This window comes from Streptomyces sp. NPDC001970 (genome assembly GCF_053594115.1).
Genome location: NZ_JBSFDW010000022.1, coordinates 94,911 through 107,674 on the forward strand (window position 1 = coordinate 94,911; position 12,764 = coordinate 107,674).

General features: G+C 71.4%; 14 protein-coding genes. 9 read left to right on the plus strand and 5 right to left on the minus strand.

Annotated elements, in window-relative coordinates:
• Nucleotides 1–4 precede the first annotated feature (4 nt).
• The 3 genes from ACWCP0_RS25165 to ACWCP0_RS25175 all read right to left on the minus strand — a co-directional run bounded on the left by ACWCP0_RS25165 (nucleotide 5) and on the right by ACWCP0_RS25175 (nucleotide 3,142).
• A complete protein-coding gene (locus tag ACWCP0_RS25165) occupies nucleotides 5–1,276 on the minus strand; it encodes a cytochrome P450 (RefSeq protein ID WP_451081048.1) in 1,272 nt (423 codons plus the stop codon).
• Between the two features lie 67 nt (nucleotides 1,277–1,343).
• Nucleotides 1,344–2,174 carry an ABC transporter permease gene (locus tag ACWCP0_RS25170; RefSeq protein ID WP_451081049.1) on the minus strand — a complete coding sequence of 277 codons (831 nt, stop codon included), beginning with the start codon at nucleotides 2,172–2,174 and terminating at the stop codon, nucleotides 1,344–1,346.
• Nucleotides 2,171–3,142, minus strand: coding sequence for an ATP-binding cassette domain-containing protein (locus tag ACWCP0_RS25175; protein ID WP_451081050.1), 972 nt, complete (start codon nucleotides 3,140–3,142; stop codon nucleotides 2,171–2,173). The genes ACWCP0_RS25170 and ACWCP0_RS25175 overlap by 4 nt, the downstream gene beginning before the upstream one ends.
• Nucleotides 3,143–3,309: 167 nt before the next feature.
• On the opposite strand from ACWCP0_RS25175, the gene ACWCP0_RS25180 reads away from it, so the two are divergent.
• From ACWCP0_RS25180 to ACWCP0_RS25190, 3 genes are all read left to right on the plus strand, one after another.
• Complete coding sequence (locus ACWCP0_RS25180) at nucleotides 3,310–3,765, plus strand: DUF6153 family protein (RefSeq protein ID WP_451081051.1); 456 nt, start codon at nucleotides 3,310–3,312, stop codon at nucleotides 3,763–3,765.
• A gap of 103 nt (nucleotides 3,766–3,868) precedes the next feature.
• Complete coding sequence (locus ACWCP0_RS25185) at nucleotides 3,869–4,567, plus strand: DUF305 domain-containing protein (RefSeq protein WP_451081052.1); 699 nt, start codon at nucleotides 3,869–3,871, stop codon at nucleotides 4,565–4,567.
• 514 nt (nucleotides 4,568–5,081) lie between these two features.
• A complete protein-coding gene (locus ACWCP0_RS25190; RefSeq protein ID WP_451081053.1) occupies nucleotides 5,082–5,840 on the plus strand; it encodes a CAP domain-containing protein in 759 nt (252 codons plus the stop codon).
• 43 nt (nucleotides 5,841–5,883) lie between these two features.
• On the opposite strand, the gene ACWCP0_RS25195 is transcribed toward ACWCP0_RS25190, so the two are convergent.
• On the minus strand, nucleotides 5,884–6,027 hold the full coding sequence (locus tag ACWCP0_RS25195) for a hypothetical protein (protein WP_451081054.1): 144 nt from the start codon (nucleotides 6,025–6,027) through the stop codon (nucleotides 5,884–5,886).
• A gap of 276 nt (nucleotides 6,028–6,303) precedes the next feature.
• Between ACWCP0_RS25195 and ACWCP0_RS25200 the strand changes: the two genes are divergently transcribed.
• Nucleotides 6,304–7,155: a nitroreductase/quinone reductase family protein gene (locus ACWCP0_RS25200; RefSeq protein WP_451081055.1), complete on the plus strand. Its 852-nt coding sequence runs from the start codon at nucleotides 6,304–6,306 to the stop codon at nucleotides 7,153–7,155.
• A 4-nt stretch (nucleotides 7,156–7,159) separates the two neighbouring features.
• Here ACWCP0_RS25200 and ACWCP0_RS25205 read toward each other — a convergent pair whose 3' ends face one another.
• Nucleotides 7,160–7,543 (minus strand): ArsR/SmtB family transcription factor, encoded by a 384-nt coding sequence (locus tag ACWCP0_RS25205; protein WP_451081056.1) that lies wholly within the window; start codon nucleotides 7,541–7,543, stop codon nucleotides 7,160–7,162.
• A 97-nt stretch (nucleotides 7,544–7,640) separates the two neighbouring features.
• Here ACWCP0_RS25205 and ACWCP0_RS25210 point away from each other — a divergent pair, with 97 nt between their 5' ends.
• The 5 genes from ACWCP0_RS25210 to ACWCP0_RS25230 all read left to right on the plus strand — a co-directional run bounded on the left by ACWCP0_RS25210 (nucleotide 7,641) and on the right by ACWCP0_RS25230 (nucleotide 12,742).
• A complete protein-coding gene (locus ACWCP0_RS25210) occupies nucleotides 7,641–8,618 on the plus strand; it encodes a quinone oxidoreductase family protein (protein ID WP_451081057.1) in 978 nt (325 codons plus the stop codon).
• Nucleotides 8,615–9,601, plus strand: a complete 987-nt coding sequence (locus ACWCP0_RS25215; RefSeq protein ID WP_451081058.1) for a 2-dehydropantoate 2-reductase — start codon at nucleotides 8,615–8,617, stop codon at nucleotides 9,599–9,601. Before ACWCP0_RS25210 ends, ACWCP0_RS25215 begins: the two co-directional genes overlap by 4 nt.
• A 111-nt stretch (nucleotides 9,602–9,712) precedes the next feature.
• Nucleotides 9,713–10,132, plus strand: coding sequence for a YciI family protein (locus ACWCP0_RS25220; RefSeq protein ID WP_451081059.1), 420 nt, complete (start codon nucleotides 9,713–9,715; stop codon nucleotides 10,130–10,132).
• Nucleotides 10,129–11,361, plus strand: coding sequence for an RNA polymerase sigma factor (locus ACWCP0_RS25225; RefSeq protein ID WP_451081060.1), 1,233 nt, complete (start codon nucleotides 10,129–10,131; stop codon nucleotides 11,359–11,361). The genes ACWCP0_RS25220 and ACWCP0_RS25225 overlap by 4 nt, the downstream gene beginning before the upstream one ends.
• Before the next feature lie 127 nt (nucleotides 11,362–11,488).
• Nucleotides 11,489–12,742, plus strand: a complete 1,254-nt coding sequence (locus tag ACWCP0_RS25230; RefSeq protein ID WP_451081061.1) for a YncE family protein — start codon at nucleotides 11,489–11,491, stop codon at nucleotides 12,740–12,742.
• The last annotated feature ends 22 nt before the right edge of the window (nucleotides 12,743–12,764 follow it).

Consider the following 12,764-nt stretch of genomic DNA (forward strand, 5'->3'; position numbering starts at 1 on the left):
CCTGTCACGCCTGGAGCCGCACCGGCAGCCGGAGCAGGTGGAAGCCGTCCGCCGGCCAGTGCCCGAACTCCAGCTCGTCCCGGCCGACGGCGAGCGCGGTGCCCGGCCGCCGGACGAGCACCTGGTCGAAGACCACCGAGGTGACCAGGCGGCCCAGGGCCGCGCCCAGGCAGTAGTGGGCGCCGTGGCCGAAGGCGAGGTGACCGTCGCCGCGGCCGAACTCCCGGGTGATGTCGAGACGTTCCGGGGAGTCGCCGTACTCCTGCGGGTCGTGGTTCGCGGCGAGCAGGGCGACCGTCACCGTCTCGCCCTTCTTCAGCGGCGTCCCGGCGAACTCGAAGTCCTCGGTGGCGTACATCGAGGCGCCGATCCGTACGGTGGTGACCCAGCGGAGCAGTTCGGGGACGGCCCGCCCCAGCAGCTCCGGCTCCGTGCGCAGCCGGGCCAGCTGGTCCGGGTGGTCGAACAGGGCGAGGACCGCGTGGGCGAGGAAGAGGGCGGGCGGGGTGATACCGGTGTTGATCAGGAGGAAGACCACCGAGACCAGCTCGTCCTCCGTGAAGGGCTCCTCTCCCTCCCGGCCGCCCTCGATCAGCGCGGAGATGAGGTCGTCCGTGGGCTCCGCCCGGCGCCGTGCGATGAGTTCCCTGACGTGGTCGACGATGCCGATGAGCCCCTCGGCCATGCGGCTGCCGTCCCCGTAGGCGAAGTCACGGATCCACTCGCAGACCCGCGACCGGTCCTCCTCCTCGACGCCGACGAGCTCGCAGATGACGACGGTGGTGAGCGGGTAGGCGAACTCGCCCAGCAGGTCGGCCGGTTCGTCCTTCGCGGCGAGCTCGCCGATCAGGTCCCCCGCGGCCCGCTCCACGAACGAGCGGAGGGCTGCGATGCGCTTGGCGGTGAACGCCCGGGTGAGCGGGGCCCGGCGCCGTGCGTGGTCCTCGCCGTCGAACAGCGCCAGATGGTCGGTCATGTACTTCACGTACTCGGCCGGGAAGGCCTCGAACGCGGCTGCCATCATCTCGTCCTGGGCGTCGGAGCCCCCGGTGCCGCCGGGGAACTTGGAGCGGTCCCGGATCAGCCGGGGCTCGGTGAGGGCGGCCTTGACGTCGGCGTAGCGAGTGATGAGCCGGACCGGGGTCCGCAGCTCAGGGAGCACCACGTGGGGGAGCTCGGCCCGGGTGCGGAGGTCCGCGTAGCCGCGGACGGGGTCTTCGACGAGCTCGGGCGTCAGGTGGACGGTGTTCTCGGCGCTCACGGTGTTCTCGTTCACGATGTGCCTTTCCGTGCAGTGGAGTTGAGGTTTCGGCTCGGCGGGACGGTCCGGCGAGGGTTTCGGGTCAGCGTTGCGGGTCGCGGTTGAAGAGCTGCTTCGACCAGAGGTGGCCGACCACGGTGATGGCGAGGCACCAGGCCACGGTGTACAGCCCGTTGGTGCCGATCTCCGTGCCGTTCAGCAGCCCACGCAGGGTCTCGATCACGGTGGTGTACGGCTGGTACTCGGCGAACCAGCGGATCCAGGACGGCATCGAGTCGACCGGCACGAAGGCGCTGCTGATGAAGGGCAGCAGGAACGACAGCGGCAGGGTGGCGTTGCTCGCGGCCTCGGGCGCCCGGCTGGCGAGGCCCAGGCCGACCGCGAGCCAGGTGAGCGCGAAGGTGACCAGCGCCAGGACGCCGGCCGCGGCCAGCCACTCGACGGCCGTCGCGTCGGACCGGAATCCGATGGCGAGGGCGACACCGACCACCAGGGCCAGGCTGACCAGCGTCTGGATCACGCTGCCGACCACATGACCGATCAGGACGGAGGAGCGGGAGATCGCCATGGTGCGGAAGCGGGCGACGATGCCTTCGGACATGTCGCTGCAGACGGCCACCGCGGTGGGCAGGGCCCCCGAGCCCACGGTCATCAGCAGGATTCCGGGCACGACGTAGGCGAGGTAGTCGGCGCGGTCGCCGCCACCACCGAGGCCGTTGCTCAGCGCGCTGCCGAGGACGTACACGAAGAGGAGCAGGATGATGATCGGCATGCCCACGACGGCGATCGTCATGGAGGGGTAGCGCCTGGCGTGCAGCAGATTGCGCCGCAGCATGGTCATGGAGTCGCGCAGCGGGTACGAGGGAGTGGTCGTCGTGCCAACGGTCTTCGTGCGCGCGGTCGTTGTGCTCATCGGGCCTGCACCTTCTCGTTGTCGGGGCGGCCGGTGACCGCGAAGAAGACGTCGTCGAGATCGGGGGTGTGCACGGACAGCTCGTCGACCTCGATCGACGCGGCGTCGAGCACATCGAGGACGGCCCGCAGTCCGCGTACGCTGCCGTCGTTCGGGACGCTCAGGGTGAGCGCCTCCGCGTCCCGCTGAGCCACGCCGAAGGCACGGGCGGCCGCTTCGAAGGCGAGCCCGTCGCCGAACCGCAGACGGACATGACCGCCGGGGACGAGACGCTTGAGCTCGTCCGGGGTGCCCTGGGCGACCAGCTGTCCCTTGTTGAGGACCGCGATCCGGTCCGCGAGCTGGTCGGCCTCCTCCAGGTACTGCGTCGTGAGGAAGACCGTGACGCCACCGGCCACGAGGTCGCGGATGATCTCCCACATGTTGTGGCGGCTGCGCGGGTCGAGTCCGGTGGTGGGCTCGTCGAGGAAGATCACGCTCGGGGCGCCGACCAGGGTCATCGCGATGTCGAGCCGGCGGCGCATACCGCCGGAGTAGGTGGAGGCCGGCTTCCTGGCCGCGTCGACCAGGTCGAACCGCTCGAGCAGCTCGGCGGTGAGCCGCCGGCCCTCACGGCGGCCCAGGTGATGCAGGTCCGCCATGAGGGTCATGTTCTCCTCGCCGGTGATCATGTTGTCCACCGCGGAGAACTGTCCGGTCACGCCGATCGCGGCGCGTACTGCCTGGGGGTTCGTGGCCAGGTCGTGCCCGGCGACGCTCAGCCGGCCGCTGTCGGCGGTGATCAGCGTGGACAGGATCTGGACCGCGGTGGTCTTGCCGGCGCCGTTCGGGCCGAGCAGCGAGAAGACCGTTCCCTCGTCGACGTTCAGGTCGATGCCGTCGAGCACGACCTTGTCGCCGTACGACTTGCGCAGCCCGGTGGCGGCGATGGCCGGTCCGGTCGGGGTGAGGCGTTGGTGAGAAGTCATGCCGCAGAGCGTGCGGGCGGTGGGCTTCAGCGCGGCTTCACCGCGGTTTCAGGGGGTGCTTCAAGGGGTGCGGACCCGTGGAACCGGAGCCTCGACCGGCCGACGGAGCCGGGGCGGAAGCCTGCTGGGCGCCTCCCCTTCGGTACGCTCCCGGGGGAGGTACGGGAGTGACCGCGAGCAGGCACGGACGGGCGGCAGGAGCCATCGGCCATCTGCTGCTGGTTGTCGTGCTCGCCCTGGGCGTCTTCGTGATGCACACCCTCGGCCATCCGGACGAGGAGTCCGGCACGGACGCCCACGCCTCCCACAGCGCTCTCGTCGGGGTCGCAGTTGCCCCGGATGCGGCCGGCCCCGGCCCCGAATCCGGCCCCGGCCCTGGCAGCTCCGAAGCCGACAGCGACGGCGACAAGGCGGCACCCGACCCGGCCACCGCCATGGACATGGCCTCGCTGTGCGTCGCTGTCCTGCTCACCGCCTGGGCGGCGGGGGCACTGCTGCGTGCGGGATCGGCCCGCCTGACGGAGTGGTTGGCAGCCGTACGTGCCCGACTCGCCGGTGTGCCACGGTCGAACGCGCCGCCGCGACCACCCGACCTCGCTCAACTGTCCCTGCTGCGGATCTAGGCCGACGCGCCTGCGCGTCGGGCGGCTTCGGGCCGCCTGCGCACACCCGCGTACGGCCCACACATCCGGAGCATCGACAGACACAGAGACGAGGCGTTTCGCCATGACCTTCTCCCCGCGCGCCCTGCGCCGCCCCCTTAGCGCCCTCCTCCCCATCCGCCGCCGGATCGCTCTGGTGGGCGCTGTCGCCGCGGCCGGCCTGCTGCTCGCGGCCTGCGGCGGCGACAGCGGCAGTGGCAGTGACAGCAACGGTCACGGCACGGGCGGCGACACGAATCCGGCCACCTCCACCCCCTCCGCCGGCGGGAACCCGGCGCCGGGCGCCTTCAACGACGCGGACGTGACGTTCGCGCAGCAGATGATCCCCCACCACGAGCAGGCCCTGGAGATGGCGGAGCTCGCGGACGGCCGCGCCGCGGACGCGGAGATCAGGACGCTCGCCGGGCTGATCGAGAGGGCCCAGGACCCGGAGATCCGGACGATGAAGTCCTGGCTGAAGGGGTGGGGCAGGCCCGAGTCGTCCGGCATGGACCACGCAGCGGGCCACGACGGTTCCGGCGGCACGGCCGGAATGATGTCCGAGCAGGACATGGCCGCGCTCAGGGACCTGACCGGCGCCGACTTCGACCGCACGTTCGCGCAGCTGATGATCGCCCACCACAACGGGGCGATCGAGATGGCCGAGGACGAGCAGCGGAACGGCCGCAACGCCACCGCCAGGAAGCTCGCCGCCGCCGTCGTCGAGAACCAGTCGGCCGAGGTCGAGCAGCTCGGCAGGATCCTCGACCGGCTCGGCGCCTGAGCCGCCGCCCGGTCACCGCACCCGACCTGTCGCGACACCGTTCCGGGCGGCCCCCGCGCCGCCCGGAACGGGCCGGCGGACGGTGCCCGATGCGCAGACCGGAACCAATGGTTCCGTGACATCCGTCACTTCCGCTTCGGGCACTAAGGCTGCCGAATAGTAGATAGCGCCCTGGCGACATAGTGAGATTTGTCCGTCTTGACGTTGACATATGTCGTGCGGGGTTCGAGGGCGCTCGGGCCGTCCGGCGTCCTCGCTCGTTTCTTCGGCAAACAGGCGCTTCTGACGAGACGACAGATTCCCCGGAAGTCCCGGAAGCCCGGTCAGCACGCCTGTGTCCCCTTTTCAAGGGCCCTGCACCGCTACGAGCACGCGTAGTACCGAGGCTCATTGCCCTGCCCTCGGAGTGCTTCTAAGAATGGCGCCCGCAAAGGCGTCCCCGCCGCTCAGGTGCAGTGTCTGGACAGAGGCGGCCGCACCGGGGGCGCTCCGCGATCACCGAGTGAGGTCATGCATGAGGAAGCACCGCAGGAAGACGCACTACCGGAAGATAGCCATCGCCGCCGTCACCTTGGGCGCAGTGGGTGTGCCCTCCGTCGCCATGGCCTGCATGGATCCGCAGGAGGGCCAGGACGGCAGGTCCTGGGGACAGGAGAGCCAGGACGGCAGGTCCTGGGGACAGTGGAAGAACGCGTCCGCCGATGAGCGGTGGTCGGGCGGCGACCGTGACTGGAAGCAGAAGCAGGGCAACGAGTGGGGCGGGGCGGAGCAGCCCGCGCCGGCCACGCCGAAGCCCACCGCGCCGCCGAGCACCTCGAAGCCCGGCGCCCCGGCCAAGCCCGCTGCTCCGGCCACCACCGCCCCGGCCAAGCCCGCCGCGCCTGCCGCCCCCGCGTCCGGCGCCGTGGCCCGCGTCGTCCAGCTCGTCAACAGCGAGCGCAGCAAGGCCGGTTGCTCGCCGGTGAAGCTGAACGCCACGCTGACGAAGGCCGCGCAGGACCACAGCAAGGACATGGCGGCCCACCGGAACATGTCCCACACGGGCTCCGACGGTTCGAACCCGGGCGACCGGATCACCCGCGCCGGTTACAACTGGAGCACCTACGGCGAGAACGTCGCCTACGGCTACTCCACCCCCGAGAGCGTCATGCAGGCCTGGATGACCAGCCCCGGCCACAAGAAGAACATCCTGAACTGCGCGTTCAAGGAGATCGGCGTCGGCCTGGCGCAGCCCAACGACTACTGGACCCAGGACTTCGGCGCAGCTCGATAGGCAGCCCGCTCAGCAGCCCGACATCGAGCACAGCGCCAGGCCGTCACTCGGCGCAGGGCAGACGCGTGGGCCCCGACCGCATGCGGTCGGGGCCCACGCCCGGCACCGAGAGCCCCGCGGCCGCCATGAACGACCGCGGCAGCGTCGTGCCGCGCAGCCTGCTCTCCGCGACCGGCGTGAAGATCACGTGGCGGTGGGGCGGGAACGGGCTCCACCGGCTGCACCGGGGTCACCGGGGTCACCGGGGTCACCGGGTGCAGGGTGCGGCGGTCGTCGGCGGGAGTCCCGATACGGCGTTGCCCGGCGGCCGTTGACACCTTACGGTTGACGCCGTGACTGCCGGGTCGGCCATGGGCCACGAGCGAGTGGGGTACCCGGCCCTGGCGTGAGCGCAGGGCGGGCGAGAGGCCCGCCGTTCTTCTTTCTTCTCCGTTTCCGTTCGACCCCGAGAAGAAAGCAGCGCATGCCCAACGCATTCAACCAGCAGATCATCGACGAGTTCCGTGCCAACGGCGGACGCGTCGGCGGCCCCTTCGAGGGCGGCCGGCTGCTCCTGCTCACCACCACCGGAGCGCGATCCGGCGCCCGCCACACCACTCCCGTGGGCTATCTGCCCGACGGAGGCGAGCGCGTCCTGGTCATCGCCTCGGCCGGTGGCGCGCCGAGGCATCCGGACTGGTTCCACAACCTGGTGGCCGATCCCCGCGTCACGGTCGAGGCCGGAGTGTTCACGTACGAGGCCGAGGCCGTCGTCCTGGAGGGCGCCGAGCGCGAGCGCGCCTTCGCCCGCGCGGTCGAGGCCGACCCCGGGTGGGCCGAGTACGAGGCCAGGGCGGAGCGGGTGATCCCCGTGGTCGCCCTCCAGGAGATTCCCGGTCCGCCGAACATCGCCGCGGCGTCGTTCGGCGCGGCCGTCAAGGCCGTGCACGACGGGTTCCGGCGGGAGCTGGCGCTGATCCGCGAGGAGATCGCCGGTTCCGGGTCCGGGACCGGACCGGGAATCGGCGCCCAGCTCCGCGTGAACTGCCTGACCGTCTGCGCCGGAGTGCACAACCACCACACCGGCGAGGACATCGGGATGTTCCCGTTCCTCGCCGAGCGTCATCCTGAGCTCGCCCCGGTCCTGGACCGGCTGCGCGACGAGCACGTGCGGATCGCCGAGCTCGTCGAGGACCTGCGGAAGGTCGTGTCGGCCGAAGGGGCCGACGCCGTACGGGTCCGCGCCGAGGTCGAGCGGCTCACGGAGGAGCTGGAGAGCCATCTGCTCTACGAGGAGGAGCAGCTGATCCCGGTGCTCGACCCGCAGGTGCCCTAGCTGTTCAGCCGCCGTCGGGAGCGCCGGGTCCGGCCTCCCGGCGGTGGTCCTCGTCCGTGCGCAGGACCAGGGCCAGCAGCCCCGGGAAACGTGCGTCGAACTCCTCGCGGCGCAGGCGGTTGACGCGCTTGGGCCCCTCGTCGCGCTGTTCGACCAGGCCGGCAGCGCGCAGGACCGAGAAATGGTGGCTGAGCGCCGCCTTGCCGACCGGTACGTCGAAACTGCCGCAGGTGCGCGCCCAGTCGGCGGAGCCCTCGAGCTCGCGGACGAGCTGGATGCGTACGGGGTCGGCGAGCGCCGAGAGGGCGGCCAGGACGGGGACCTCGTCGGGATGCGTGTGCACGGGTGCGGCGCGGTGTCCGCCGCTCGCCGTCGTCGCGTCGCTCATGGCGTGCTCGCTCCTCCCCTTGCCGAGTGTTCGATGAAAATCATACACTTCGAGTGTTCGACTTCCATTGAACACTCTTCGAGGGGCGTGTGTTTCTGTGCGTGCGGTCGAGATCCATGAGTACGGCGGTCCCGAGGTGCTGACGGTCGTGACGACCGACGCACCCGATCCGGGACCCCGCCAGGTCACCGTCGACGTCGCGTACGCGGGCGTGAACTTCGCCGACCTCAAGGCACGGGCCGAGGGCTACCGGGTGGAGGCCCTGCCCTACGTCCCCGGTCTGGAGGTCTCGGGCCGGATCCGGGCCGTCGGCACGGGCGTGACGGGCCTGCGCCCGGGGCAGGAGGTCGCCGCGCTCACCGCCGCGGGCGCGTACGCCGAGGTCGTGGCCGTACCGGCCGCCACCGTGTTCCCGCTGCCCGAAGGGGTCGACCTGCGGACCGCCGCCACACTGCCCACCGTGCTGCCGACCGCGCACGCCCTGCTGCACGAGGTGGGACGCCTGCGCTCCGGCGAGACCGTGCTGGTGCACGGCGCGGCGGGCGGCATCGGCACGGCGGCCGGGCAGCTGGCACGGGCGGCCGGCGCGCGGGCGGTGTACGGCGTGGTGTCCTCTGCCGCGAAGGCCGGGCACGCCCTGAAGCACGGCTACGACGAGGTGTTCACCGGCGACTCCTTCCCGGACGAGGTCCGCCGCGCCACCGGCGGCCGCGGTGTCGACCTGCTGCTCGACCCGGTGGGCGGCGACACCCTCCGCCGCGGTCTGGACGCACTCGCCGCCTTCGGGCGGCTCGTCTCGTACGGCAACGCGAGTGGAGCGGAGCCCTGGCACATCGGTCCCGCCGAGCTCTACGGATCCGGGCGCACGGTCGCGGGGTTCTCCATTCTCTCGCTCGCGCAGACGGCCCCCGAGGCACTGCGGGCCCTCGCCGAACGCGCCTTCCGCACCGTCACGGACGGCGTCGTGGAGCTGCCGGTCACCGCGGAGTTCCCACTGGAGGAGGCGGCCGCGGCGCACGCCCTGATGGGCGGACGCACCTCGACCGGCAAGCTCCTGCTGAAGGTGGCGCCATGAACTCCACGAGCCCCACGGGTCCCACGAGCTCCACAGGCTCCACGAGCCCTCTGAGAATCGCGGTCATCGGCACAGGCGGCGTCGGCGGCTACTTCGGTGGCCGCCTCGCGCTCGCCGGACACGACGTCGCCTTCGTCGCCCGCGGCGCCCACCTCGAAGCGCTCCGCCGCGACGGGCTCGCCGTGAAGAGCGTGGCAGGCGACTTCACGGTGCCGTCGGCCCGGGCGACGGACGCCACCGCGGAGATCGGCGAGGTGGACTACGTCCTGCTGTGTGTGAAGACGTGGCAGCTGGCGGCCGTCATCGACGCGCTGCCCCCGCTCCTGGGAACCGGCACCGCCGTCGTCACGCTCCAGAACGGTGTCGAGGCGCCCGCCGAGGTCGCGCAGGCCATCGGCCGGGACGCGGTCCTGCCGGGTACGGCGAAGATCATCGCCCATCTCGACGGACCCGGTCGCGTGCGCCATCTCGGCGGACCCGGCCTGCTGGCCTTCGCGGAGTGGGACAACCGGCCGACGGACCGGGTCGCACGGCTGCAGGCCGCGCTCGACGCGGCCGACGGCGTGACGGCCGTCGTCTCCGAGGACATCTGGGCCGAGCTCTGGGCCAAGTTCCTGTTCGTCGTGCCGCCCGGCGGCCTCGGCGCCGTGACGGACGCCCCGTTCGGGCCTCTGCGCACCAGGCCGGGTACGCGGCAGCTGCTCGTGGCCGCGATGACCGAGATCCGCCAGGTGGCGCGGGCGATGGACGTCAGACTGCCGGACGATGTCGTCCCGACGGCGATGGCGTTCCTCGACCGGCAGCCCGCCGCCGGCACGACATCGCTGCACCGCGACCTCGCCGCCGGGCTGCCCTCCGAGCTGGAGGCTCTCACCGGTGCCGTCGTGCGCATCGGCGAGCGGACGGGGACGGCGACGCCCGTCAACAGCGTCCTCTACGAGGTGCTGCGCCTGCGGGAGGAGGCGTCGCGCAGCACCTCCTGACATCGAGGGCAGAAAAACTTCCCGCGCCGTGTCGAGAAACCGTCGTCCGCTCCGACGTCCCCTGTGAGAGTTGCCCACAGGGGGCGGCCCCGCACCCGAGGGAGCGAAACCATGAAGTATCTGGTGATGGTCCAGGCGAGCCAGGCGGACTACGAGGCCATGCGCGGCAAGGGCTCCGAGCACAGCCCCGCCTGGAGCGAGAAGGACCTGCAGGCGATGTTCTCCTTCATGGAGGCCATCAACAACGACCTGGCCGAGTCCGGTGAGCTCGTGGACGGGCAAGGCCTGGTCGAGCCCGCGCAGACCCGCTTCGTGAGCGCGGGCGAGGACGGCCGGCCGGTGATCTCGGACGGGCCGTACGGCGAGACGAAGGAACTCCTCTGCGGCTACTGGGTGCTGGACTGCGAGAGCCTCGACCGGGTCACGGAGATCGCGGCGCGCATCGTGCAGTGCCCCCAGCCCGAGGGCACGCCCGACTACCCGGTGGTCATCCGCCCGATCGACGGAAGCGGAGGCGACCTGCGCCCGTGACGCGCGCGAACGGCATCGAGGACCTGCTGCGCCTGCACGCGCCGCAGGTCCTCGGCGCGCTCGTACGCCGGTACGGACACTTCGGCCCGGCCGAGGACGCCGTACAGGAGGCGCTGCTCGCCGCCGCGCAGCAGTGGCCCGATGCGGGTGTGCCGGACAATCCGCGCGGCTGGCTGATCAAGGTGGCCTCGCGCCGCCTCACCGACCAGCTGCGCAGCGACGAGGCGCGGCGCCGCCGCGAGGAGACGGCGGCGCAGCTGGCACCCTCGGACGCCTTCATCGCCCGGCCGCCCGGTGAGGGCCGGGCACCGTCCGAGGACGACACCCTCACGCTGCTGTTCCTCTGCTGTCATCCCGACCTGACGCCCGCCGCGCAGATCGCGCTCACCCTGCGGGCCGTCGGCGGTCTGACGACCGCGGAGATCGCGCGAGCGCTGCTGCTGCCCGAGGCGACGACGGCCCAGCGCGTCAGCCGGGCCAAGGCGAAGATCAAGGGCGTGCCTTTCCGCCGGCCGGGGCCCGAGGACCGCGACCAGCGGCTCGCGGCGGTCCTCCAGGTCCTCTACCTGATCTTCAACGAGGGCTACACGGCCTCATCCGGCGCCGCCCTGCACCGTGCCGACCTGGCCCAGGAGGCGATCCGGCTGACCCGTGCCGTACGCAGGCTGCTGCCGCACGAGGGCCCGGTCACCGGGCTCCTGGCCCTCATGCTCCTCACCGAGGCGCGCAGTGCCGCCCGCACCGGCCCGCACGGGGAGCTGATCCCCCTCGACGAGCAGGACCGGGCGCTGTGGAACCGGGACGCGATCGCCGAGGGCACGGCGCTGGTGGAGGAGGCCCTGGCCCAAGGTCCTGCGGGCGCCTATCAGTTGCAGGCGGCGATCGCGGCGCTCCACGACGAGGCGGCGCGTGCGGAGGACACCGACTGGCCGCAGATCCGCGCTCTGTACGACGTGCTCGTGCACCGCGCTCCGGAGCCCATGGCCGAGCTGGGACGGGCGGTGGCCGTGGCCATGGTGGACGGGCCGGAGTCAGGGCTCGCCGAAGTGGCGAAGCTGGAGGACCGGTTGGCGGGACACCACCGGCTCGACGCCGTACGGGCCCATCTGCTGGAGAAGGCCGGGGACCGGGAGGGCGCGCGGGCCGCGTACCAGCGGGCGGCCCAGCACACGCTCAGCGTCCCGGAGACCCGCTACCTCCGGATGCGGGCCGCCCGGCTGAACCCCTGAACACGGGGCCCGAGGAAGTCGGGAACGGAAGTCGGGAACGGACTATGGCCATTCATCCGACCCGCCATTACCTTACCGCGCAGTAAGTTCCTGCCTCCCTCCTGCCCCACACCCTCAGGAGCGCGCCGTGAAGACCGCACTCTCGCCTGCCATCACCGCCGTGGCCGCCGCTCTCGCGGTCACCGTCACGTCCGCCGCCCCGGCGGCGTCGGCCACGAACCCGGACGGGCTCCGGGAAGTGCTGTTCGTCGGCAACAACTGGGAAGGAACCGCCGACGTACTCGAATCGTCCGGAGCCCTCACGAAGATCGGCCGGGTGAACGTCGTCCCCGACAAGGACGAACGGCTGCTGGAGATCCACCTCAACCCCGTGAAGCTCGCCTACTTCCTCGGAATACGGATGACCGTGGGCGAGGGCCACGACCAGTACGTGGACGACATGTACTCGACGCCCGACGGGTCGGCCGTCGTCGTCTCCCGCCCGAGCTTCGCCGACGTCGTCTCGATCGACGTCGCGACCAACAAGGTCAACTGGCGCTTCCCCGTGTCCGGTTACCGCTCCGACCACATGGCCGTCTCCCCGGACGGCAAGCGGGTCGCCGTGTCCGCGTCCACCTCCAACACCGTGCATGTGCTGGACATCGCCACAGGTCACCAGACCGGCTCGTTCAAGACCGGCGACAAGCCGCACGAGAACGTCTTCACGGCCGACGGCAGGCACATCTGGAACTCGGCCATCGGCGAGGTCAACACCGCGCTGGACGATCCGCTCCTCGACTGGACCAAGGGCGACCGGAAGATCACGGTCGTGGACGCGAACACGTACCGGACCGTGAAGGTGATCGACATGCGGGAGCGGCTGGACGCCTTCGGCCGCAAGGACCTGTCCGACGCGGTACGGCCGGTGGCGTTCACGCCCGACGAGTCGAAGCTCTACTTCCAGGTGTCGTTCTTCAACGGCTTCCTCGAGTACGACATCGCCACCGACCGGATCACCCGCCAGAAGACGCTCCCGAAGAACCCGGCCACGAGCGAGGACCGGACGACCTGGGTCAACGACTCGCGCCACCACGGCATGTCGATGAGTCCGAAGGGCGACAAGCTCTGCATCGCCGGGACGATGGACGACTACGCCACGGTCGTCGACCGGGCGACGCTCCAGGAGGGTCCGCTCGTCACGGCGTCGAAGCCGTACTGGGCGACCGTGAGCGGGGACGGGAAGTCCTGCGTGATCTCCGAGAGCGGCTCCGACACGGTCACCGCGATCGACTTCGCGACCGGGCGGAAGGTCGCGTCCGTCGCCGTGGGCGACCATCCGCAGCGGGTACGGCTCGGCCATGTGGCCGCGGACTGGACGGGCCCTTCGGCCGGGCGGGACTAGCCTCCGCTACGTCCGAGGACGG